The 25,440-nt window shown below is 54.7% G+C and carries 17 protein-coding genes; all 17 read right to left on the bottom strand.

From position 1 onward, the window contains the following. Window positions 1-87: 87 nt before the first annotated feature. Window positions 88-8,109, bottom strand: a complete 8,022-nt coding sequence (locus tag BJJ97_RS09015) for a beta-propeller fold lactonase family protein (RefSeq protein ID WP_095993709.1) — start codon at window positions 8,107-8,109, stop codon at window positions 88-90. Window positions 8,110-8,166: 57 nt separating this feature from the next. Further along, entirely contained in the window at window positions 8,167-9,786 is a 1,620-nt protein-coding gene (locus tag BJJ97_RS09010) for a pilus assembly protein TadG-related protein (protein ID WP_095993708.1), read from the bottom strand. Between the two features lie 179 nt (window positions 9,787-9,965). Continuing rightward, window positions 9,966-10,598, bottom strand: a complete 633-nt coding sequence (locus BJJ97_RS09005; RefSeq protein WP_095993707.1) for a TadE/TadG family type IV pilus assembly protein — start codon at window positions 10,596-10,598, stop codon at window positions 9,966-9,968. Continuing rightward, on the bottom strand, window positions 10,591-11,151 hold the full coding sequence (locus BJJ97_RS09000; RefSeq protein ID WP_095993706.1) for a hypothetical protein: 561 nt from the start codon (window positions 11,149-11,151) through the stop codon (window positions 10,591-10,593). Before BJJ97_RS09000 ends, BJJ97_RS09005 begins: the two co-directional genes overlap by 8 nt. Further along, complete coding sequence (locus BJJ97_RS08995) at window positions 11,151-12,002, bottom strand: tetratricopeptide repeat protein (RefSeq protein ID WP_095993705.1); 852 nt, start codon at window positions 12,000-12,002, stop codon at window positions 11,151-11,153. Before BJJ97_RS08995 ends, BJJ97_RS09000 begins: the two co-directional genes overlap by 1 nt. A 104-nt stretch (window positions 12,003-12,106) precedes the next feature. After that, the gene (locus BJJ97_RS08990; protein ID WP_095993704.1) at window positions 12,107-13,066 is read right to left on the bottom strand and encodes a type II secretion system F family protein; all 960 of its coding nucleotides are present in this window, start codon (window positions 13,064-13,066) and stop codon (window positions 12,107-12,109) included. A gap of 14 nt (window positions 13,067-13,080) precedes the next feature. Then, complete coding sequence (locus BJJ97_RS08985) at window positions 13,081-14,061, bottom strand: type II secretion system F family protein (protein WP_095701643.1); 981 nt, start codon at window positions 14,059-14,061, stop codon at window positions 13,081-13,083. A gap of 18 nt (window positions 14,062-14,079) precedes the next feature. After that, the gene (locus tag BJJ97_RS08980; RefSeq protein ID WP_095701642.1) at window positions 14,080-15,483 is read right to left on the bottom strand and encodes a CpaF family protein; all 1,404 of its coding nucleotides are present in this window, start codon (window positions 15,481-15,483) and stop codon (window positions 14,080-14,082) included. Window positions 15,484-15,541: 58 nt separating this feature from the next. Continuing rightward, window positions 15,542-16,741: an AAA family ATPase gene (locus BJJ97_RS08975; RefSeq protein WP_014914205.1), complete on the bottom strand. Its 1,200-nt coding sequence runs from the start codon at window positions 16,739-16,741 to the stop codon at window positions 15,542-15,544. A gap of 14 nt (window positions 16,742-16,755) precedes the next feature. Next, window positions 16,756-17,442 carry a CpaD family pilus assembly protein gene (locus BJJ97_RS08970; protein ID WP_095993703.1) on the bottom strand — a complete coding sequence of 229 codons (687 nt, stop codon included), beginning with the start codon at window positions 17,440-17,442 and terminating at the stop codon, window positions 16,756-16,758. Between the two features lie 21 nt (window positions 17,443-17,463). After that, window positions 17,464-18,903, bottom strand: coding sequence for a type II and III secretion system protein family protein (locus BJJ97_RS08965; RefSeq protein ID WP_095993702.1), 1,440 nt, complete (start codon window positions 18,901-18,903; stop codon window positions 17,464-17,466). A gap of 79 nt (window positions 18,904-18,982) precedes the next feature. Beyond that, entirely contained in the window at window positions 18,983-19,927 is a 945-nt protein-coding gene (gene cpaB / locus BJJ97_RS08960) for a Flp pilus assembly protein CpaB (protein WP_039485838.1), read from the bottom strand. A 46-nt stretch (window positions 19,928-19,973) separates the two neighbouring features. Then, window positions 19,974-20,525 (bottom strand): A24 family peptidase, encoded by a 552-nt coding sequence (locus BJJ97_RS08955; protein WP_095993701.1) that lies wholly within the window; start codon window positions 20,523-20,525, stop codon window positions 19,974-19,976. A gap of 7 nt (window positions 20,526-20,532) precedes the next feature. After that, window positions 20,533-20,754: a Flp family type IVb pilin gene (locus BJJ97_RS08950; RefSeq protein ID WP_010285252.1), complete on the bottom strand. Its 222-nt coding sequence runs from the start codon at window positions 20,752-20,754 to the stop codon at window positions 20,533-20,535. A 314-nt stretch (window positions 20,755-21,068) separates the two neighbouring features. After that, entirely contained in the window at window positions 21,069-22,568 is a 1,500-nt protein-coding gene (locus BJJ97_RS08945; protein WP_095993700.1) for a sensor histidine kinase, read from the bottom strand. Next, window positions 22,546-23,256, bottom strand: coding sequence for a response regulator transcription factor (locus BJJ97_RS08940; protein ID WP_095993699.1), 711 nt, complete (start codon window positions 23,254-23,256; stop codon window positions 22,546-22,548). The genes BJJ97_RS08945 and BJJ97_RS08940 overlap by 23 nt, the downstream gene beginning before the upstream one ends. Window positions 23,257-23,568: 312 nt before the next feature. After that, entirely contained in the window at window positions 23,569-25,215 is a 1,647-nt protein-coding gene (locus tag BJJ97_RS08935; protein ID WP_039485846.1) for a Na+/H+ antiporter, read from the bottom strand. Window positions 25,216-25,440 lie beyond the last annotated feature (225 nt).

Here is a 25,440-nt window from a genome sequence, read left to right as displayed (position 1 = left end):
TTACCGCCTGCAAGCGCCCGGGTTAGTGGTTAAGTAATAAAATCTCGTCTCGGTATTCGATCTGCGCTTTACCAGGTTTGCGCTTGGTTACGCGCGCAGACTGCTCAGCTCACTGAGCGCCGCCAGCAGTGCATCCTGTTCAGGCTGGTGCTGACGCAGTTGTTCGGTAAAGGCGGTTTTCCCCGCAGGCGCTAACCGCTCTGCATCGCGGTTTTCTGCGGGGAGTGCATCAGAGTGGACAGGCAGCTGCATCGCGCCACGGTCAGTCGCCATCTCTGCGCCATCGCCCTGTCCGGTTTGCAGCGTAATCGGTACGATCCGGCTGGTACCGTCTTCAGCCTGCGCTTTCAGCGCCAGTTGGATCTGATTAACCTGCACTGCGCTGGCATCGGTAATGCGCACCACGCCGTTGCGGGCATCAAACTGCACCCACGCAGGCAGCGGACGCCCGTTCGCCAGTTGCAGCGTCAGCGTGGCATTGCCTTCGCGCACGCTGAACATGCGCTGCGGCAAGCTAAAGGCGAGTGCGCCGGAGGCATCCGGCTGTAACGCGCCCTGCACGCTGCTGAAAGCCGACTCCAGCGCTGTTGTCTGACCGCGCACGCTCAGGAACAGGTTGGAATCCGTCGGACGCAGCGCGGCGTTGTCGCGCATAGACGCTTCAGCGCGCGAAGAGAAGTTGACCTGCTCCAGTGTCGGCATCAGCGATGACATGACGGGATCGAGCACCCAAGGGGCATCCGACTGGCGTGTCGTACCGGCATCTCGCTGACGCACAGGTTCGGTAACGATATTGTTCGGTAACGGCTGCGCTTCCGGGCGAGATAAATCGGCGACGATCGCCCCCAGCGGCTGTTCGCGCTCTCTTTCGCCCGCATCAACAGGCAGACTCACACCCTGCTGCACCAGAATTACTGGTGCAGCTGTCGCGGTGTTATCAGGGGTTTCCGGTTGTGGCTCTACATTAGCTTGCGCCACCGTCACGTTGACTAAATGGGTGGCTTCCGCCTTACCATCGCTCGCCGTAAGCACCACAGTAAACTCACCGGATGCAGTCGGTGTGCCAGAAATCGTGCGAGTCGCCGCATCAAAATTCAGCCCATCCGGCAGGCCGCTGACACGCCAGGCCAGCGTGTCGCTATCGGCATCGGTAAACAGGTTTTCCGGCAGTGTATAGTGATACTCGGAGCCCGCTTGTAGCTGGCCCAGATTCAGCCCAGCGTTGTCGTTATAAACTGGAGCACTATTGTCTGGCTCCACATCCGGCGCTTGAGCCACCGTCACCTTGACGGAATGGGTAGCCTCCGCCTTGCCATCACTCGCCGTAAGCACCACGGTGAAATCGCCGGATGCAGTCGGTGTGCCAGAAATCGTGCGGGTCGCGGCATCAAAACTCAGCCCATCCGGCAGACCGCTGACACGCCAGGCCAGCGTATCGCTATCAGCATCGGTAAACAGGTTTTCCGGCAGTGTGTAGTGATACTCGGTGCCCGCTTGTAGCTGGCCCAGATTCAGCCCTGCGTTGTCGTTATAAACCGGGGCGTTATTGTCAGGAGCTTCACCGCCTTCAAAGGTGATGACTGCTTTTTCTTTGAACGCTGCCTCAACATTCTGTCGCCAGTCAGCATCTTCAAATACGGTTAACCCGATAGTGCGGCTACCAGAACCCTCAGTTCCACCGTGGCTATAGGCGAGGCCATCGATTAACTGTGCGGTACTTGCACCATCACGCGTTACATAGAGGGTCACGGTAGCGACACCATTAGCAACACTGACACGGTATTCTATCTTGCTGTCACCGACAAACATCTGATAGTCAACGGTTTTGTCGATAACAATTTCGCCGCCGTCCACATGTAGCACATCACCAGTTGTTGCAGGGGAAATGACGATTTCCATCCTGTGAATATTTTGGCCGACTTCAATAGTGTCTATGGCGGTATTCTTAAACAGGCTGACAGGTTCACCGCCTGACGCGTAGGATCCCCCGACTGGCTCGGTACTGACCACCGCAGGATCGTTAATGCCGACCACATTCACGGCCGCAGTAAATTCTGCCGTATGGCCTTCACCGTCATTGAAGCTGATGCGGAAAGTGGCGGTGTTTCCCGCTAGAGTGGGATCTTGACTGGTGGACTGGTAAGTTATTGCACGCAATACTTGTTGCGCTTCAGCCTGAGCGACGCCCGTCAGGAACGTGATGGTGAGCGCACCATTAGCAGCCGTTGTGACAGCAGCAATGGCCTTATCCCCTTGCCAGATTTGGCCGTCGTTGAAGCTCAAACCACTGGCAGATGAAACCCCAAACTGGTCACCGGTCTGTGTACCGCCAGTGCGCTCAATAACAATGCTGGCACCCTGATAGCTACTTTGGTCGTTTACCGGTGCAGATACCGTACCACCAGGAAGCAACGCTACCGGGTTGTCATTTTCGGTAAAGGTGACATTGGCTGGTTTCAGATCAAGAACAATGACACCCTCTGGGGAACCGTAATCAATCGCACCAGTTATATACAGCTGTTTGCCGTCAGCGCTAAACGCAACCTGACGAACCTCATTCAATAGCGTGCCATTAAAATTGGCAAGGTCGCCAAAACCATCCACAGCCTGCAACTGCGTCAGACTGCCATCTGCAGCACGGGCATACAAAATGATACCGTAGGTACCAAAATTATCGCTTTGTCCTAAATCGCCAGTGATCACCACCGATGTGCCATCGGGCGATACCAACACCTGTTTGACTACGCTAACACCATCTCCCAATGTGAGAGAATCTTTGGCGGCCAACGTACCGTCATCAGCCACAGCAATAATATGAATGAACTTATTGTTATCAACTACATAAAGCGTTTTCCCATCGGGAGACACGCTCAACGTAGAAGCATAATAGCCGTCTTCACTGGCGCTGACTCCCACAACGGATTGTGCAAAACTCAAAGCGCCGTCATCGCCAATACTAAACCGGCTCACCAAGGTATCGCCGCCAGACGTCGCGACAAACAATGATTTACCATCAGGTGATAACACCAGAGCATTAGCAGCATCAAGTTGTAAACCGCTGCTGTCGCCATCCGTAAAGGTCTTACTCAACGTCAGCATATCGCCATTGCGGGTGAAAACCAGCAGGCTTTCTCCGGTGGTGATATAAACCTGATTACCATTAACCAACACATCGCGCACCATACCAACATCATCACCAAACGTACCGAGCACGCTCAAATCGCTGGCGTTAAGTAGCACGATCTTCTCCGCCCCAATGACATAGAGGCTGCTCCCGTCACTGGACACACGCACCTGCGTCGCGTCAGTCAATCCTGTGATTTCTACACTGTTAGCCAGCTGTAATGTGCCATCCTCGCCACGCTGAAGCACATAAAGCGTGTTGTAAGCCACGTCTGCGCCGGTTTCGGTTTCAGCGTTATAGACATACTCACTGTGAGTGCGAACCACATAAATATTTTCCCCCGCCACGGCGATGCCCTGAATACCGGTAAAGCGCGAGTTCCCGTTGTCGTCCAACACCTCGAAAATTTCTACATAGTCAAGCGAACCGGCTTCTGCCCCCAAATGCGGTATCAGACGAGAGTCCAGCACAGCCACAGAAGCACTGATGTCAAGTTGCGCTGCGTTATCGTTCGCATCGACAAGGCGTGTCAGGGTGACGGTAACGTCGCCTTCAGCCACCGCATCCTCCAATGCCCAGTATTGGATATCGTCAATCAATGCAGCCACAGCGCTCGGTGCATTGTCTCCATCGTGCATCACGAGCGTGATAGTCGTCGTGTTATTTTCGACAGACACCTGATACTGGTGCCCATTCGTTGTCACACCCGCAGCATCCGTTGCCGTTAACGGGATTGTACTCCCATCAATCACCAGTGCCTGGTCTGCTCCGGTACGGTTCACCGTGAGCGTCAATTCTGAGAGCGCCGCGCCATCTTTACCCAGAGCAATGTGCACGTCGTCAAATAAATCCACCGCTGCAGGCAAGCCATCCAAGCCAATGTCCACCACTGGCTGCTGGCTTTCCGCACTCATATTGGGTTCAACAGAAGGCGCAACCAGCATCAGCGCCAGTGGAATGTCAGCGGATTTTCCCCCGCTGTCGCGCACACTGACGGTCAGATCAACGCGTGCTGGCAATTCAGTCCCGCTGTTACGGTACGTCACCTGCTGTAAAATCTGGTTAACCACAGTTTTAGATATTGGTGATGTGATGCTGACCGTGATCGTGCCTTCCGCTACCGTTACATCGGCGATTTTCACATTATTGAGCAACAGCGTGCTGCCTTTCAGGCTCAGCCCCTGCCCATTTGCCAGCCCAAACACATCGTTAGCGGAAGCATCACCTGCACGAGCGATCGTGAAGGACATTCCCTGATAGCTATCCAGTTCATCCATATCAACATCGCTAAACTGTATGCCCTGAGTAAAAGGCGTATTAGAGATGGATGCACTATAAGGGGCGTGAACCAGTGCGAGGGACGCCATCACACCGGTATTGTAGAAGCGTGCACCGGTATACAGCGATTTGCCATCTTCTGATACCGTCAGCGTAGTGACCGGACGCCCAGCTGACAGCATCCCAGTTTGCGTCAGCTTGCCGTCCGTGCCAATCGCGTAAACCGTCACCATACTGTCATTGCTGCCGACATACAGTGTTTTGCCGTCCGCCGAGGCTGTCACGCCCCAGGGGTTGCTAAACGGTAGCGCCTCAACCCGAGCGATGGCGTTCGTCGAGCTATCGTAATGCAGCACCGTCAGGCGATTGCCCACATTGCTGGTCACAATGTAGATATACCCCTCATCCGTCACGGTAAAAGCGGCATTGGCGTGATTCAGTTCATTACTGGTGGCTAACGTTCCGGCCGCCTTTTGAGCTCCGCTACTGTCGGTATAAGTCAGCGTAACCCCATCACTGCCGCGTACCAGTTGACCGGCATAGCTCAATGTCTCGTTTGCTGCTGTGGTGTAAATCGTTATCTTGCCGCTGTTACCCAACACATAAACGGTACCCTTCGCATCAACAGACAAGCCAATCGGCGTCGTGCCATTAACTTGATCGAATGTCGCTGTATTGCTCAGTGTGCCACTTTCACCAATGGTATAGTGGTACAACGTACCGGACGTTAGCGCATACAGGCTTTTCCCGTCATCGGACCGTGCCATCTTCAACACATTGCCAGCTAACCCTTCCACACGCGTCGTCAGGCTTAACACACCGGTGTCAGCATCTTTACTGAATACCAGAACCGTCGAATCGGCACTCAGATAAACCGTGGAACCATCCGCCGAGAAAACGGCTGCGCGTCCGATAAGTCCGCTGACCTCCGTCCCATTATCCGCATTGCCATCATCCATTCCCGATACAAGACGCTGTAATAGCGTTAGTTTTCCTGTTTCAGGATCGCGCTGATAGAGGCTGACCCGCGCATCGCCGCCATAGTTAGTGGTGGTGGAACCAATAACCAGCAACGTACGGCCATCATCGGACAACACCATGCTGCTGACGTAGTTGTCATAGCCAGTGAGCAGCCCATCGGAGTAATACAAATTAGGATCGACCGTGATATCGGTCTGGATGGTTGGCGCATTATTGATGGCTAACGTTAAGGTGGCCGTAATATCCGGGAGGCCGGTATCCACACTCTCACCGCTGGTTCCGCCACTATCACGCAGGCTTACCAACGTCACAGTACGTGTGCCTGTCGTTGCCTCTGTCGTGTCATTAACATAGGCGACACCGTTGATCAGTGTTTGCGCCGCAGACACGGTCATACCAGCCGCATGATGGATAGTCAGCGTGCCATTACCATCGCTCAGAGCATAGGTGTAGGTATAGCCGCTTACCGTTGTTCCCTCGCCAGACTGGGTAAGATCAACGCGCGTGCCATCAATTACCAAGAATTCGTTGGCAGCTTGGGACAAACCGCCAATACTCAGCGTGATATCAAGGATTGTCTGCCCTGCTTCGCCCGCATTAATCTGCGTATTGGTGAACACATTGACGGCTGTCGCCGTTGTATCGTAGTTAGGCAGCGGCACGGCTGTCGCCGTCAGTATCGGTGCCGTATTGGTTGTCACCAGCACCGCCAGCGTAATAGGCAGGCTGTCAGCGTCGCCGTCATTTGCCCGCAAAGACAGCGTCACCACGGTGCCATCGGCTACCGCATCAGTATTCTGGTAGGTGACCTGATGTAAAACGGCATTCGCCTCAGCACGGCTTACGCCCGCCAGAAATGTGACCGTTAGCGCTCCACCACTCTGGCTGAACGTGGCAATCGCGCGATCGCCCTGAAGGATCTGTCCATTCTCCAACCGTATATCGTTCGCCGTGTTGAAATTAAACACATCCTTGTCTGATGCCCCGCCCTCACGAGAGACGATCAGTTGCATACCGTCATAGTTGCCATTTCCCGCATTCAGGGCGTCGAAATTGGCATCTGACAGGGTTATTCCAGAGGCAATCGCCACACCCGAGCCACGGATCTGCGTTAACAGCGTTGAATAACGGCTAACACCCTCACCCGCAACGAGTAAAGAACGGCCATCCTGAGATAACGCGATATCCCCGCCGTTAGTACTGCCCGCCACCTGACCAAGCAATGTCAGTGCGCCCGTCGCGGATACCGCGTAAACGGAAACCATGCCGTCCGTCGTCGCGGCATATAAGCGAGTTCCCTCGGTATTGAGTACCATGCTGCCTACGGGTGTGCTGGTGAACACATTCACTACGATCAGTGCGTTATCAGCTCCAACGCGGTAAAGCGTAATATCATTCGTTGTCGGGTTAGCGAGATAGACCGATTTTCCATCAGCCGACACCGCCATCGCATAATCGACGGGACCTTGCCCCGTTATACCAAGCGCCATGCTGCCTAAAAGCGTCAATTTACCGTCGCTCATACGCTGATAAACTTCCAGCGTATGTTTTTCGTAACTTACCGCTGCACTGTGCGCAATATAAACATACTCGCCTGCGGTGGCGATCACACCGTTGCGATGACGGAGTGAATCAGTACGAGTTAACTCGCCCGTATCAGTATTACGCTGATAGACAAACACTTCTCGACCACTACCATTACTTGCGTCGGCATAAACTTGCGAACCATCATTCGCTATCGCCAGCCCCCCGTTTGCGCCATTGCCTACCGAGATCGTGCTGATATGGCTGAGCGTGCCGTCCTGAAGGCTAAATTGCATCAGGTTGCCGTTACCCGATAGGGTATACAGCGATTTACCATCGGCGCTGACCACCATGTCATTCACCTGACCCAGATTATCAACCACCAGACTCTGCTTTTGCGTCAGACGCCCTAGTTCATCAACCGTAAAGACCGTCAGCGTGTTATCCGAACCAGCAACATAAGCCTGCTTGCCATCCGTGGAATAGGCCACTTCCGTCGCCCCTGCCAACGAACCCGCCGTTAATGACTCCGCCTCCTGCAGAACTTCACCCGATACCACCGGCGCAACGTTGATCCTACTGTCGATGGTGACGGTAGAGTGAATATTCAGCTCGGCAGTATTGTTGCCCTCATCGCTCAGGCTTTTCAGCGTTACCGTCACATCGCCGCCTGCTACCGTGTTATCGCGTGGCTGGTAGGCAATACCGTCAATTAGTGTTGCAACGTTATTGGGTTGAAATGCATCAGAGGAAGATTCGATACTGATTGTGATGGTGGTCGTCTCACCACTGACCGCAACGCTATAACTGTATTTCCCTTCACCGTTTGTCAGTTGCGCGCCATTAACCGCTTCAAGCGTAATTTCAGTACCGTCGATCACTAATGCCTGATTCGCTCCCGTGCGGTTAACGGTAATCACCAGATCTTTCAGTTCCTGCCCGTCTTTATCTGCCGACACGCTAACATTGCTAAACAGATCGACCGCCGGGAAGCTGTCACTGGTATCGGTAATCGTGACTGTCGCCTTGGTGGGTGTCGCATCAACACTCGGTGCGGTATCCGTTGCCACCACAACCTGCGCGGCTACATCCGCCATCGTCGCGACAGCAGCAGCATCAAACATCATGCGCGGTTCCAATACCCACGCCTGACGCGGCGTGCGCGTTAAGCCTGAACCAGATTTTGAGCGGGAAAAAGTCATCGTGTCATGTCCTGTAATAAAGGGGCAAATCGCGTCATTTCTGGCTACCTTCAGCGGTCATTCAACCAACCGAACATAGCCGCCCTCGGTTTCGATCTGGCCGGCAATACGATCCAGACGTCGGATCAATTGATCCTCAACGCCCTCAGCACCGAAGCCTGCACCATCGATAAAACTCATACGTTTCTCACCCTCGGTGCAGACCAGCAGGCCTGGTGTCGCTTCGGCATCAAACAGGTTGCGGCCAAAATCCTCTGGGTCGCCGGGGCGAATGCCGACAAAATAGAATTTGATGTTGCGCGCGCGGAAGCTGGAACACAGATCGCGGAAGCGCTGCGCGGCAAAGGTACGGGCGGGATCCGTACCGGTTTGACCACTGAATGCATTTCGGTTGAAGTTATAGCTGTCGGTGTCGAACCAGTTACCAATCGTATTAGCCATCATCACGATCACCTTTTGCCCGTCACCGTTGCCGTCCAGATTGAAATCCAGCGGCAACGTGGCATCACCCCAGCCGTCTGAACCACGCATGTTGGGCGACAGCGCCGCGCCCGCCCATGACATCGCGATGGCATAGTTCGTGTTGAAACGGGCAGAAAACTGTTCGATACGCTGATTCAGCCTGTTTTCTTCATTGGTCAGCGGCATCAGTGCAGCATTGGGGCACCCTTTGTCCGCCACGATCCAGCGTGTATCCACTGCATCGTTATCGTCAAAATCAGGATTCGGGCCGCGCCAGGAGATCGGCGGTGCGCCGGGACTGCCGTTTTGCGGCAAGTCGTGGCGGTAATAGATCTGGAATTGAGCAACGGGAGGTTCATCCCAGAAGAAATTTTCTTCCCGCCCCAGCCCGCGGTACATGCACAGCAGGTTAGCGCGACGATCCGGGAAACGGCGGTCGGCCATGCTACTGACCACGCCGCTGGCAAATAGCGAGCGCAGTTCTGGCGGGTTCAGCGCACCCGGTGCAGACCAGCGCCGAATGCGGTTGGCGTCTTCCGCATCGTACACATTCACCGACTGGCTGTACGGCACCAGCGATAGCCACAGATTGTCACGTTTGCCGTCTGCACTACTCAGCATGCGCTCGACGAAGCTACGGCTAACACTTTTGAGCGAACGGATATCCCCTTCACTCATATCCCCCGTCACCGGCATGACAAAGGCGATTTCGGTCGGACGATTGATAACTTCGGCGGTCGAGTACACTTCCTGCGTCCTCGCCCCGAGGTTCAGCAAACTGGGCTTGGTTTCGAAGGCAACGGTGACGGTATAGGTTTTACGCGTCTTGCTGTTGCGCCCTTCCGTGACGGCCACATCGCCCTCCACCAGTTTTTCACTCAGGGCATTATTCATCCCCAGATTATTTTTGACGTAGTCATACGCCAGCTTATTGGTCTCTTCCTGGCTGTATTCTTCGCCATTAATGGTCGCCTGATGCGCGACAGCCAACGCAGCGGCATCCGTCGCGCGTTTGATCTGCGTTGCATCACCGGTTGCCGTGGAGGTATCCACGATAAAAGCCGCTGTCACCAATAACGCCATCGCACCCAGTGCATAGAATCCGGTGCCCGCGCCTTTTTCCTGCTGAATAAAGGCAGACAAGCGTTCACGCCAGAACAGAGTAATTCCGGTAGCATCTTTTTTTACTTTTCTGTTCTGTAAGGTTTTTTTCATTCCTTCCTATCCTGTATTCCTGGATTCAGCGCGTACTTAACCCGCCCATAAAACGGGAAAATAAAAATGACATTGCTCATATGCCTATCGGTTTTTAATGGTTTCATTATTCCGGTAACGAGAAGCTCGCTGCCGTTTGCGGTCTATTGCCGCTTCTGTGTCTGGTATAAAACCCGTAACTATTGATCTTCTTCTTCCAGACCTGCCTCTTTTCTGAGTACCTCATCCAGTTCAACCACGTCGACAGCGACCCGGTTGACCGACGACGCATGCAGCAGGCCGCCCAGCGACAGGCCACCCAGCAGGCTCACATCTTTCCCCTGACGGCAGATCTCGACCACGATCATGGAGATATTCTTGCTGCCCTCTTCACGGTCTCTTTCCGGCAGCTCAGGAAGGTACTCCTCGCCCGGCAGGGTTTCACTTTCTTCGCACAGCGCCTCTGCCGTGCCCCTGCTCAACTGCCAGTGCAGCTCACCGGTCTGGCGCACGTTGCTGATTAACAGTTGGTAATTTCCTACACCTTCCGTTGGCAACATCGTATCGAGCAGCCCCTGTAGCCCACTCTCATCCAGCTTCTGCTGCATCGCTAATACTGACGCGATGGCGCCCGCACGCTGTTCCATGCGTGTACGCTCAAGCCCGACGGTGTAGATATCCGCGCACAGCGACCCAATCGCCAACACAATCGGGAACGCTAACGCCGTTTCTACCGCAGTAGAAGCACGGCGAGAAAACCAGAAGCGGCGTATCCCGCTCAGTAAACGACTGGTTTTCAATAAACGACTGGTTTTCAGTAAACGATCAGTCATTGCGCAATTCCGTCCCAAACACATGTTTGTACTGATAACGGAAGGTGTCGCCAAGCGTTAACACTTCCGGCAGCGGGGTAATAAACGCCTTTTTAATCTGCACCGTCACGGACCACACCGGCAGCGTCGTCGTTTCCTCACCATTCGGGTTTTCCTGACTGCCATTGCCGTTCGTCAGCCCACCAAGCTGGCTCAGATTGTCGAAGTGCAATACGCTGACGGTTAAATCGTCTTCCTTGAGGTAGCCGTATCCTGCTTCAACCATGCGCGCCTTGAGACGGGTACCCATCTGTTCCGCGCTGTCCGATGCGAGATTATCGAGACGGAAAGCCTGCACGGCTTTATCCAGCGCGGCGCTGCCAGCAGCAATCACCAGCCCGATACGTGCCAGTTCAAACAGCATCATCACCCCGACCAGCACCACCGGCACCAGAAACGCCACTTCCGTCGCGATCACACCGCGCGTGCTGCGCCAGTGGCGTTCATGGCGCGGCACGATACATTGCGCTACGCTTTCATCACGCCACGGGCCGAGATTACGAAGCCACGCCATTACTCAGGCGTACTCAATTGCAGGCGTTGACGGCTGGATAACAGCAGCGCTTCACCACGAGATTTATCCTGCTGCATCTGCTGTAAACGCTGATTCAGCTCGTCAATCAGGCCATCAATACGCTGCGGCTGTGCAATGGTTGCCAGCGCAGCACGCGCATCATCGTCTCTGCCAATCGAGAGATAGGCCAGTGCCAGATTCAGCCTGCCTGTCGCGTTGCTGTCATCCACCGAACGCAGCAGAGAAATCGCTTTGTCCGTATTACCGCTTGCCAGCCATGAGAGCGCCAGATTATTGAGTGCCGCGACATCCGCCGGGTTTATCTGCAACGCTTTTTCAAACAGCTGACGCGCTTCGGCGTGTTTGCCAGAGGCATCCATCACCACACCCATGCCATTGAGTGCGCCAGCGTCGTTCGGTTGTGCTTTCAGCGCACAGGTAAAGTCGGTTTGCGCCATCGCATTACGTCCTAATGCCAGCTGCGCACGGCCCATTCCCAGACACACCGCCAGCGCTTCTTCCGGCGTCATTTTGTTGGTATCGCCGCCCAGTGCCTGGCGTGCTCGTCCGTACAGCTCCAGCGTTTGCTGCGGTGGACGTGCCAGAGCCGCCACGCTGGCATACTCCAGCATCTCTGCCCCTTTCAGCGCATCGCGACTGTCGAGACGCGCATACACTTCCGTCGCCGCTTCAACACGGCCTTGATCGCGCAGCAGACGCGCCAAACGCAGGCCTTCATCTTTGCTGCCTTTAATCGCCATCGAGCTGCTGCATCCCGCCAGCACGGTACTGACTATCAGCAGTGCCAGCATGGGCGCGCCGCGCTTAAGTTTTGCTACCAGATCGACCATCTTCGATAACTCCATCGGTTGTAACCTTGGTGATTTCCGGTGCATACCGGGAATCGATGCTTTTAAAGTAAATTAATTAAAATCAATACGTTAAAAATAAAACGCTACTGCGCCAGCAGGCGGATCACTCGCACCAGTGCAGGCGATGCCATAATGGCAATAATCGGTGGCAGGATCAGCGCCATCAGGGGCACACTCAGCTGCGCAGGCAATTTACCCGCCTTCTCTTCCAGCCCCAGAATCAGCGTCTTGCGACTTTCATCCGCAATCGTGCGCAGCGCCTGAGACAGCGGCGTGCCGTAGCGTTCCGCCTGAATCAGCGTCGCCACCATGCTTTCGATCTCGCTAACGCGGGTACGCTCCGCCAGATGCTTCATCGCCAGCGTACGATCCGACAGGATCTGTAATTCGGCGGCGGTGTAGTGCAGTTCATCCGCCATTTCCGGCGAAGACAGCCCCAGCTCTTTCGATACCACCTGCAACACGCGTCCGATAGGCAGACCGGCTTCGGCGCAGACCACCATCAGATCCAGCGCATCCGGCACCGCACGCGCCAGCTTTTCACCCCGACTTGCCGCACGCCATTTCAGCCACCACTCCGGCACCATCGAACCGACAAAGAAGCCGATCAGCCCCGCCGCTACGCCCGTCAGGCCCGCGCGGTCAGCCGGTGGCAACCATCCCCACACCAGTGCGATAGCGAACAGCGCCCCAGCGGCAAATTTCCCCATTACCAACCAGCCCACCGCTTCGCTGCGGCGGAGCCCAGCCAGATCCAGCAGGCGGCGCAGATTGCGGCGATCGCGATCCGATCCCGACAGACGCTCGCCCTGCGCGGCAACGGGCTGCAAGACTTTGTCTAACCAGGGAGATAATGCAGTTCCCTGTCCTCTCAGGATGTTTTCCTGAGAGCTCGCCTCTGTCGAAGTGACGGGCAGATGCCCGCGCATGCGGATTTCCAGCTGTTTGTATTGCTGGATTTTATGTTGTGTACGGGCCAGATAGATTCCAGCCACCATCAGCACAAGCGCCAGCAGCAGTAAGGGATCGTCAAAAACAGTCATGAGTAGCTCTCCCTTTATCCTATCCGTTTAACCATAACGTGCGTGATCAACATGCCGACCGAGACGCTGCACAAGGCGTAAATCAGTACCGTCGTTCCCACCGGATCGGAGAATAAGAAACTGAAATCCTCCGGTGACTTCATGTACAGATAGGCCAGACAGCCGGGGAACAGGGCGGCGACAATCTTGGCAGATGCCCGCGCTTCCGACGTTTTGGATTGCACTTTCAGTTGCAATTCACGACGTTCACGCAGCGTAGCGGACAGACGCTCCAGCGTTTCCCCCAGTCGCCCACCCGCTTCCTGATTGATGATCAAAATCACCACGAAGAAACGGTATTCGGACATCGGCACCCGCGTAGCCGAGGCCTGGATCACCTGACGCAGCGGAATCCCCAACCGCAGCCAGTGATCGATCGTCTTGAATTCATTCGCCAGCGGCCCGGTCAGGTGCTCCGCGACAATTGAGAAGGTATTCGCCACCGGCACGCCGGCACGGCAGCTGCGGGTAATGGCATCAATGGCTTCCGGAAGGCTCTCGCGCAGCGCTTTCAGGTGTTTTTGCAGCGTCGAACGAAATAGCAGCATGCCGATACTGATAAACAGCACCAGCGTAAATATCAGCCCCATCGTGAGCGGCAGCAGGGTGCGTTGTCCCAGAATCATGCCGAGAATCAGGCTCACCGCCGCCAGCGAAAGGGAACGCTGGAGCAGGTTCTTTTTCCAGCCGATGAACGTCATCTGCGCCCAGAGGATCGCCAGCCAGCGCCCAATCACCGGGACACCCATCAGCGGCGTTCTGATTTCGTCACGCAGAATGGAATCAGATGCCACGGCGGCGGCCGACGGGCTGACCTCGTTCAAAATCTGCTGCCAGCGTTGTTCGCGCTGCATGCGCTGCTGCCGTGACTTTTTCCAGGCGTTGATCGCCAGAAACAGCATCAGCACGCTGCCAAATACCAGCAGCGTGATCAGATTCAGGCGTAAATCACTCATCGGCGTCTCCTCAGTCCGTCATTGCGCATCAAACAAATGCGCTTTATCGCTGTAGAACTGCGGGCGCTGAATGTGCTGAACATATTCACCGGTCAACAGACCCTGTCCATCCATCCCCTGAATGTTGAAGCTGAACAGATCCTGAAGCTGGATTACTTCGTTCTCCATGCCACACACTTCGGTGATGGAAACCACGCGGCGCATACCGTCACGCATACGTTCGATCTGCACGATCAGGTGAACCGCGCTGGCGATCTGACGGCGGATCGCCATCAACGGCAGCTGCATGTTCGCCATCATCACCATGTTTTCCAGACGCTGTATCGCATCGCGCGAGGTATTGGCGTGCACCGTACACAGCGAACCGTCGTGACCGGTGTTCATCGCCTGCAACATGTCAAAGCTCTCGCCGCCGCGCACCTCACCCAGAATGATGCGGTCAGGGCGCATACGCAGGGCGTTACGCATCAGATCGCGCTGATCGACGCGGCCCGTGCCTTCGGCACTGACAGGACGAGTTTCCAGCCTCACCACATGCTCCTGCTGCAATTGCAGCTCGGCGGCATCTTCGATGGTGATGATGCGATCGGTGATGCCGATTTTCTGCGACAGCGCATTCAGTAAGGTGGTTTTACCCGCCCCCGTACCGCCGGAGACGATCACGTTAACGCGTGCCTGCATCGCTTTGTTCAGAACATCCGCCATCGCGTAGGACATGCAGCGGCGCTCTGCCAGCATTTCCAGCGACAGGTTGCGACGCATAAATTTACGGATCGAGATCGTGGTGCCGTCGATCGCCAGCGGATAGGTGATGACGTTGACGCGGCTACCGTCCGGCAGACGTGCATCCACCATCGGGCTGGCTTCGTCGATACGACGACCCACCGCGGCGGCAATACGCTGCGCGGTGTTAAATACATGCTCTTCATCAATGAAGGTAATCGGCGACAGTTCCAGCTTGCCAAAACGCTCGACAAACACCTGACCGGCACCGTTGACCAGAATATCGTTGACCGTGTCATCCGACAGCAGCGGCTGGATCGGCCCGATCCCGGTCATCTCATCCAGCATTTCGGTGGCGATGGCTTCCTCTTCCTGACGAGAAAGCTGTAAGCGCTGCTCATCACAGATGCGGCGGATCACCGTTTCGATCTGCACCAACAGCTTGTCACGCCCCATCATCGCCGCTTTACCTGCGTCGATCTGATCGTAGAGCTGTGCGCGGATAATCCGACGCTGGCTGTTTCGGTTGTCCGTCTGGCGGGCAGCCGGTGCAGATCCAGAAGACGTGTTCGCCGCAGGCTGTGTGCGGTTCTCCGCAGCCGGGCGCGTTTTCAGTTCTGCCACATTGGCAGCAGGCGCAGGCTGAGGCGTGCTTTTTCCTGCTTCACTTTTTTGCAGGTTGTTCTTACGAATCAACATGTCCGTAACCCTAAAATAGTCCGTTAGCCCTTTAAAAAACGGTAAACGCTGAACATCATCAGGCGCGTTTTAACCAACGCGAGAACCAGCGTTTTTCCGCCGGTCTGGCGCGTACACCGCAGGCCAAATCGACCAGCTGGCGTAATCCCTGCTGGAAAGCGGGTGCCGCAGCCAGATTCAGTGCGCCGAGCGTCAGGCTCTGCGATAACGCGTGGCCTGCATTCGGCAGCACGACATCAATCTTCCGGCCAGTAAATTGTTCGAACTGATCGCGGCTTAACGGCGCGGTCGTAGCAAAGCGGCTCTGGTTATGCACCAGCAACAGACGTTGCCCTTCGCTTTCGTCGCCGATCTCATTCAGCACGCGCCGTACATTACGTGCATCCTGAAGCGTCAATTCCGTCACGATGATGCGCAGATCCGCGTAGGTCAGCACGTCGAGCGCACCGGTTGGGTAGCTGCTAGGCAGATCCCAAATAACCTGATTGAACATGCGGCACAGCGCACCGCCGAGATTCAGCACGTTATCGACGTCAACCGGAGCCAATTCTCCCAGCTCTGGCTTCTGTGCCAGCAGGTGCAAGCGGGTATCCACGCGCAGCATGGCGCGTTGCAGCAGTCGGGTATCCAGTTCCTGCGTACCCAACACCGCCGCCAGACCTGCATCGTCGGTTTGCCCCTGCAACAGCAGTTGGTCGCCGTTACGACGGTCAAAATCCACCAGTGCCACAGGCAAATGACGCTCGCCGGACAGCAGGCGACTCAGCCCCATCGCCACGGTACTTGCGCCACTTCCGCCGCTGGCACTGACGACCGCAATCGTCCTGCCCATGCGGGCATATTCCGGCCCGGCCTGTTGGCCTTCACACTTCGCCAACGTTGCCGCCAGCAGATCCAGCGTGAACGGCTTAACCAGATAGTCCACCACGCCCGCCTGGAGCAGTGCGCGGTACAAGCCGACATCCTGTTCTTTGCCCGTCGCAATCACCTGACTGGTGGGGCCGCAGACGCTCAGCAGCTCTTCGAGTGCCGGAAGCGGCCAGTGCGCCCCTTCCAGATCCACCAGTAAAATGCGCGGCGGGACATTCAGTTCACACCACTGACGAGCCGCAGCGATACCACCGGACATCACTGGTACATCCGGCTGTTTCAGGCGAGTAAAGAGATCGCCGATATCGGCCACGTCGCGTACGTCATTGGCGAACGCCACCAGCGGCAGCGCCAGTTCTTCACCATCGTTAGGGGTAATTTCACTCATGGAATGTCACGCCCTTAATCTTCTTCAAAGTTAATGTCGATGAGCTCTTTCACTTCATCTTTGTGATAGCGTTCGATGCTATTGACCGCCGCCACACCATCCGCACCGTCCAGCGCTTTGGCCTGAATCAGATCGCGTGGCTCCGCAACCATCATCGCCAGATTGTTTTGCGTGGCGCAGCCGAGAGAACCAATTGCCTCATAAGGCTTCACCATCAGCTGATTGGGGTCATTGATCGTGCAGCGGGTGGTTTTGACCACCAGCGCCTCGGAGATCACTTCCAGATCGCCATTCTGTCCACTCGCCGTAGAACGGCGCATTTGCTTCACATTCTGTGGATTAGCACCGGCGTTTTTCAGCACGGTAACCAGTCGCCCTGCCATCTGCTCGCCGCTCGCGCTGTGTGGGATCAGCGTCAGCGTCTGTGCGGAGAGCCGCCCTTGATCCTTCAGCATGATATTGAGCTGCCTCAAGGATTCAGGCAGGAACCCGCGCCCGTTCGGTGCAACCAGTAACGGCACTGACACCGATGAAGGCTGGACGGCAATCGGTTGAAGCCCAGGCTGATCAAAGCGCTGCATACGTACGTCGTTAATCGGCTTATTCCATCCGCATCCCGCCAGCAAAACAACGGCGGTCAGCACCGCCACACGCATGTGCAGCGGGCGAAGCAGGGGGTAACTGTTGTTGATCGTTTTCATGTTTTATTGCCCCTCGCGGACTCAGTAGAGATAGCCGATAGATGCAGAGCGCGGCATGGACGAATCCAGCATTTTTACGCCTTGTCCCGGTGTCTGAAGATCGCCCGCGTTAACTGGCTCAACGACATAGGCGGTCGCGATAATCACCAATTCCGTTTCTTCCTGACTGGTGGATTCGCTTTCAAACAGGCGGCCAAACATCGGAACGCTGCTTAATCCCGGCACGCCGTTGATCGTCTGGCTACCGGCGCTACGCAGCATGCCCGCCAGCGCAAAGCTCTGTCCGCTGGCTAGCTCTACCGTGGTATCCGCACGGCGCACGGTTAAGGCCGGAATGCGCGATCCGCCTTCCAGCTGTACGGAACCGACGTCGGTTAGCTCACTGACTTCCGGCGCAATGTGCAGGCTGATGCGGTTAGCAGACAGCAGCGTTGGCGTCATGCGCAGAATCACACCGTAGGATTTGTAATCGATGCTGACGCTGTTATTGGTGATCAGAACGATTGGCACTTCACCGCCTGCGGCAAACGCAGCGGTTTCCCCTGACATCGCCGTCAGGTTTGGCTCGGCCAACACGGTCGCCATGCCCTGCTGGTTCATCGCGGTTAACAATCCGCTCAGTCTGGAGCGACCGAAGTTCAGGAAGCCAGTATCCGTTGGGTTAGCAAATCTTCCGGTCGTAGCGCTGAACAGATTAAGACGCGATCCGCTGCCTGCGGTCATGTTGCCGCTACCGGTGCTCAGTGATGCCGCCCAGTTGAAGCCCAGTTCACTGGTTAACTTGCGGGACACTTCCACCACGCGCACCTGAATATTGATTTGCGAAGGCGTTTTGATTTTGAGCTGGTTGACTACGTTACCGGACGTTTCGCTGGAACCCGGTAGTCTTTCGCCACCGCCTCCACCGCCGCCCTGACCACCGCCTACAGATGACTTGATGTAAGTCTGAATACTGTCGATGACACGTTTGGCATCCTGCGGGGTATCGACGCTACCGCGCACAATCACACCGCTGGGAATCGAGGGTTCCAGTTGGATATCCGCACCGGGGAATTCACGCTTCATGCGTTCACCCAGCGCTTTCAAATCATGCTCGGACACCAGACGAATGGCGTTGATCACATTGCCATTTTCATCCATTGCATAGAGCGTGGTGGTACCGACGCTTTTGGCGTAGACAAACAGGTTACCCGGTGAAGGCAGTTCGAAACTGGCAATATTCGGATCGGCCACCAGCACGCTGTCCGGCAGATCGCTGAGTTGCAATAACCGTCCTTGGTGCACGGTCAGTCGCACCTCATCGGTTACTGGCGCTACAGATACCCCAGCAGCCAGCGTAGTCGCAGGCAACATCATCGTCGTCAGCGTGACAGGCAATACCGCATTAAACAGGCCAGCGGCCAGCAATCGTTTGCACGTACCCCGAAAGTCCGATTTCAAAAACAGCGAAAACATCGTCATTTACTTAATTCCGTAATGGGCTTCATTTTTCCATGAGCAGCTCGCGGCACCCCGCAGGCTGTCAGATTGCGTGTTCGTCCTATCGGGAGGGGAACGTCACCACGTCTTTTTGCTCAGCGCGATAGATTTTCACTTTGTGTCCGCCGGATCCTACGGATAGTGCTCCGTAGATATCGGTCGCCAGCGGAACCGTGGTCACATGTGGCCGCCCTGTGGCTGGATCGACTACATCATCCAGATCGGCACTGCGCAGTGCCAAATGCAGAATGCCCAGCTCTTTGGCAACCGCCAGCGCTTCAGCCTGCTGAGGCGTCACTTCCAGCGTAACGGTTTGATAGGTTGCAGGACGAGAACGCACGGCAGGCTGACGGCTTTTGGCGGTGGCATCAAGCACCGTACCGTCTTCCTCAGCTTCAAAGCGTGGGTATACCGGCGTACCGGTTTTATCGTTCAGCGCCAATACGCGTAAATCGCGCACGATCGTTTGTGATGCCAGCAGCGGCATCACAACAGGCTGATTACGGCTTGCAGGTAGCTCTGACTGATCGTCTCGTCTCATGCTGAGGATCACATCAACACGATCGCCAGCGGACACTAGCCCGGCATTACTCGCAATAGCGCTGGTAGGAACGGAGATAGCACGCATCCCTTTACGCAGCACAGCAGCAACGAAGCCCGGCTCATTGGGGTTCACAACAGCATTACTGCTGAGCCACGCGCCTTCCTTCACCGTTTCACGCAGGGTCGCGCCCAATAGCGGGGACTTGCTGTCCGGCCCGCGAACGAAGTTAAACGCACGGGAAACCGATTCATCCGTGGTCTGCCAACGCAACGAGGTAGAATCAATGAAATCACCGGGATGCAGATCTTTCGCGGCCACCAAAACAGCAGTTTTTTCCGGCGCTTTAACCACGACCGGAGGCGGCGCAGGGGGTTCAGAAGAGAGATGGCTACGCACCATCAGCGCAACAATGCCTGCCAGAACGAGCGCGCCTGACAGTACGTATGTAGAGTTCACTTTCATTTCAACTTGCCTACCCTAGCGTGTGTGTCTTAAAGCTGCGACAGAATTAAAACAAGGGAAAAATCAGGACATATATCGCGCCGAACGCAATGGCGACGCCGTAAGGTATGCCTTGAGAAAGATCGGCGGGCAACGCGGGTGGCATAGGCAACCGACTCTTGAATATCCGGTTGGTGGTTTGAATGCCCATCGCCACCGCTGTGGGTACGGTATTCAGCAGCGGCAGGCTAAGCGCCAAAACACCGCCAGCCAGTGCCGTCACCATGACGAAAACGATCTGGTGTCCTTGCCCGACCCACAGGCACAGCACACTCATCAGCTTGACATCCCCAGCGCCTAATCTGCCGGTGAGGAAAAGCACAAATCCCACAACCAGTACTGCCGCCGCGCCTGGCAGCGCCCAGAGCGTTTTGCGTAGTGCCAACATATCTAACGCACCGGATTGCAGGACATGTGAAGCGCTGAAAAACAGCCAGCCCAGCAATAAAATCAGTACCGCCTGATTCGTAATTTTGCGTACTAACAGGTCGGTACTGATACACCACAGCAGGCACCCTATCAGCAGTACCGTCTGCGGCCAGTGCGCGTAATCCGCCATCTCGCGCTTATTTCGCTGCGCCGGATGTACCGCCGCTGGTGCCCGTACCGGTAATTTGATCGGCGATTTGGCTGAATTTCTCATTCAGCGCTTTCACGAAGATACCGTCGCCGCCGAAAATAGCACCGATGGCTGCCGCCATTGCCGCCGCAAGAATGCCGTATTCGATTGCCGTTACACCGCTCTCGTCACGCAGGAAAGAACGCAATTTTGCTTTCATATTTTTCATGGGAAGACTCTCTAATCCGCAGGCAAAGAAATCATGGCCTACTCGGAAATTCGGGGGGTGCCATGATGATAATAAGATTAATAATGAGACTTATTATCAAGCGCCGCAAGCAGTAGAACATTAATATTCGTTAATCTTTCCATACAAAAAATTATCAATATAAATCAATAATTAACACACTTTACATTGCAGGAAAAATTAATAAATATTCATGTTTTTTGCAGGGATATTCATAAACGATCACGAGAAAATGGTCGCGGCAAGCAGGAAAAACCCACTCACCACGCATCGTATTCATCGAGAAAAAAAGAGGATTAGCAGCGATTAAGGCACAGATAAACGTTCAGGCCCGGCTCTGAGGAGTCCAGATAGAGCTTTCCACCGTGCAGGTCAGTAATCGCCTGAACCAGTGATAATCCCAACCCGTAGCCGGACTGAAACCAGGTATCCAACCGCTGAAAGCGCTGTAGCGCTTTGGAATGCAGCGCGGGCGGAATGCCCGGACCACGGTCAGCAACACTCAGGGCGATCCAGCCACGATACAGCGTCACGCTCAACGTGATGTATTTACCCTGCGCCGCGTATTTCAGCGCGTTTTCCACCAGATTGGCCAGCGCCTGAAACAGCAGCGCCCGGTCACCAAAGAGCTGAATGCCGGCTTTGATTTCAATCTTCAGGCGACAGCCGCGCTCTTCCGCCAGCGGCTGATAATATTCGGCAATTTCTTCCAGCAGCTGGCGCGCTTCAATGTTCTCAAACTGGTGCACGCAGCGCCCGCTTTCGATTTCACCGATGCGCATCACGGTACGGAATAGCCCGAGAATTTTATGCACCTCGCCCACCGCCAGATTCAATTCATCACGAATGTCGTTATCCAGCCCTGCCCGCTCCGTCAGATTGAACAAGCGATTTTGCAGATGCGTCAGCGGCGTACGCAGTTCATGCGCGACATGGCTGGAGGTGCTGCGCACCTGCTCCATCAAGCGCTCAATCCGTTCCAGATTCTGGTTAATATCGGCACTCAGACTGTCAAAATCATCGTCGTAAGGCGACAGCGGCATACGCACCTGTTGCTCGCCGCTGCTGTAGCGATGCAGCGCCGCGCGGATTTTCTCCACGCTGCGCAAGCGGCGTAAACTGAAATGACGGCTGATAAACAGGCAGAAAAGCAGTACGACAAACAGTCCCGCCCCTGCTACAAGCGGGATTGTCCTCACCCGTTCTAACATGGGTCGAATGTTGTAAGCGGTAAACAGCACGCCACCGTCATCCAACATCACGGACAAACCGATCAGATTGGGATCGTCAGGGCTGGAAATTTCGGCTTTAAGACAGCTGACATCCATCCGGCAATCGGTATGCTGCCGCATTTCCAGAGGGTGTGAGTTTGCAGAATGGGGGGTTAAAAGATGCATTTTCAAGGGATGATTGTGATACAGAATATCACCGTGTTTATCCATCACCAGAAACAGCGGTAATTCATCCCCTTTCGCTCGATTATCGTGCCGTAATTGCGTAATCAAGCTATCGGCATTCGTTAAACGCGACTGCATCGAGTAGTCGTAAATATTACCCAGAATAACTTCGCGGACATGCGTTCTAATCAGCGTTTCACTTAATGAACTGAAGCCGACAATACACATCAGCATCATCAATAAGAACAGAAAAACAATGGTTATTGCCTGGCGAAAATTAGAGGTGCATAAAAAGCCGGGATATTGGCTTGCCCCCAGTAATTGCCAGTGTTTTATTTTTACCTGCCAGCGCTGCCCAAGCTTCTTTATTTTTACTTTATTCAGCGTGGCTGCCAACATCGGTTTTGTCCTTATCTACCGCGCCTAATGCGTAGCCCATCGCTCTCAGCGTTTTAATTAATGGATGCGGGAAGCCTTTATCAATTTTTGCCCGCAGTTTTGACATATGAACGTCGATCAGATTGGTCTGCGGATCAAAATTGTAGCCCCATACGCGCTCTAACAGCATCGTACGCGTAATCGCCTGACCCGGATTTTCCATTAATATAATCAGTAACTTGATTTCTTTATCGGTCAAGTCGATACGCTTGCCGCCGCGCCATGCAACGCGCTGCATACGGTCAAGTTGCAGGTCTTCAAAGGTCAGCATGGAAGGATTATCGATATGGCGTTTACCGCGCCGCGCCATAATATCCAGACGTAATCTAAGCTCATTAAAATTAAAAGGCTTGCCGAGATAATCTTCCGCACCAAGTTCCAGCCCCATCACTCGATCGACATCACGATCCAGCGCCGAGAGCAGCATAATAGGCGGATGACGTGAGCCTTGTAATTCACGTAATACCGTAAATCCATCCATGATGGGTAACATTCTGTCCAACAGAACGACATCATAAACTTCATCCTTGATCGCTTTTAATGCGTGCGCGCCATCATGCACCATTCGGCAAGAATGGCCGTGGGAATGTAATTTAGACCCCAGCCAATGGCACAGCACAGAATCATCATCAACCACTAATACACGCATAATGTTCCCCTATAAACGTGGCTTATTACCTAATTAATTTAGGGTTAATGTCCGTTTATTTTATCTGGTCCTTCAAACAGCCATTCACCCCACACGATGTTGATACCGTGCGGGCCGTTTTTCACTTCTAAGAAAAGTCCTACGGATAATAACAATCATTATCATTTAGTGACAAGCAGTTTACAATCGCCTGACGTCGTTCTTAGACTGGACGCATAAAAAACATCCCCATCGCTTACGCCATGGGGATGCAGAGGAAGGAAAGAGAAGAGAAAGAAATCAACGCGGTAACGAGGATCACCTCACCGCGTCTTACTCATTTTCGATCAGAAGCGCTTCCATCAGGTCGAGGTCGCGCAGCATTTTTTGTAATGTCTCATTGCTGATTTGCTGCGTGGCACGCAGATGATACAACTCCGCACGTTCGGAATTCAGCGCAGTCAGGCGAAAACGCCGCTCCAGATTCTCAATCAGCAGGCCATTTTCAGGATCGTCTTTATCAATGAGCCGTCGACGCAGATTGCCAATGACGCGTGCGCTGACTTCTTTCAGCACCTGCTCATCAATGTTTTCCTCTCGATCGGCGGCCAGACGCTCCTCCATTTTGTGCATACTTTTGATCGCCACTTCTGCCACCGCCATACGCGCCATGCGGATTTCTTTGGCATGCGCGGCCTTGTCCGCGACCACCACACCACGCAGCAGAAACGGCAACGCCAGCACGCCACACAGCAGAGAAAACAAAATAACGCCCGTGGCGATGAATACCAGCTGATAGCGAGATGGGAACGCGGTGCCGTCCGTCAGCAGCAGCGGAATAGATAGCACACCCGCCAGCGTAATCGCCCCTCGCACGCCGGCAAAGGACGCGATCCACAGCTCGCGCGTGGAAAACTCGGCAAAGATCATCGGACGCTTTTTCTGAATGTGCATGCTGTATCTTTTCATCACCCACAGCCAGCAGAAACGCAGCAGCAGCAGAGCACCATAGATAATCACGATATCGGTAAACAGCATCCAGGTTTCAACTGTGGGATCCAGCTCTGCCTGCGTCACCGAGGTTTCCAGAATGTCCGGCAATTGCAGGCCCAGCATGATGAACACCATGCCGTTAAACACGAATTCCAACATCGACCACACGCCGTTCGCACGCAGCCGCATCGTCAGCGGCGCGCTACGAATCACACCCGACTGCCCGATGGTCATCCCCGCCGCCACCGCAGCCAAAATGCCTGAGACGCCAATGTGTTCGGCAATCAGATACGACGCGAAAGGTAACAGCAGCAGCAGTACGATCTGCGTTGCAGCATCATCACCGCTCCAGCGGCTGATAGCGCGCAGCGATTTACCGAATAACCAGGTCACACCGACGCCCGCCAGCAGCCCGCCCAGTGCGACCTGCATGAATTCCAGCGTCGCACCGGAAACCGTAAACACCATCGTGCCCATCGCAATCGCGACAGCAAATTTCAGCGACACCAGGCCGGACGCATCGTTCATCAACGCTTCGCCCTGCAAAATTCCCATCAGCTTTTTCGGAATACGATCTTCACCGACAATGCCAGACAGCGCGACGGCATCCGTTGGCGACAGCACGGCGGCCAGCGCGAAGGCCGCAATCAGTGGCATGCCCGGCACCATCCAGTAGATGAAATAGCCGATGCCCACTACGGTAATCAGGACCAGAACCAGTGCCAGACCAATAATTTCTCGACCGTGCTTCAGGAACTCACGCGTCGGCGTTTTCCAACCGTCGGCAAACAGCAGCGGCGGAATGAAGAGCACCATAAACAGCTCGGGATTGAAATCAACGTGCAAACCGAACTGGGGCCAGGCAAGGATGGCACCAAGCGCGATTTGCATTAAAGGCAGAGGGATTTGAAAAGGTAAAATGCGGGTAACGACCCCAGACAGGGATACCACCAGGGTCAAAATAAGAATCGTAAAAAATATTTCCATGCTTTCCTTAGACGTACTCCTAAATCAAAAAAATTCTGCCTGTTAGCGAGCAAACTGCTCTTCCATATTTAACGCATTTAGCTCGGTATGAAAATGGATTTCTGGGTGAAGAAGAAAGGTTTCATCCTAAATAATTCAAGCTGCAAGAAGGCGGCGACACAGCGAATCCCCAGGAGCTTACACCAGTAAGTGACTGGGGTGAGCGAGGAAAGCCAACGCACGTGC

The sequence above is a fragment of the Pectobacterium polaris genome (genome assembly GCF_002307355.1).
Classification (GTDB): domain Bacteria; phylum Pseudomonadota; class Gammaproteobacteria; order Enterobacterales; family Enterobacteriaceae; genus Pectobacterium; species Pectobacterium polare.
Note: the sequence above shows the minus strand (reverse complement) of the source record. Positions and strands in the feature narration are given on the sequence as shown.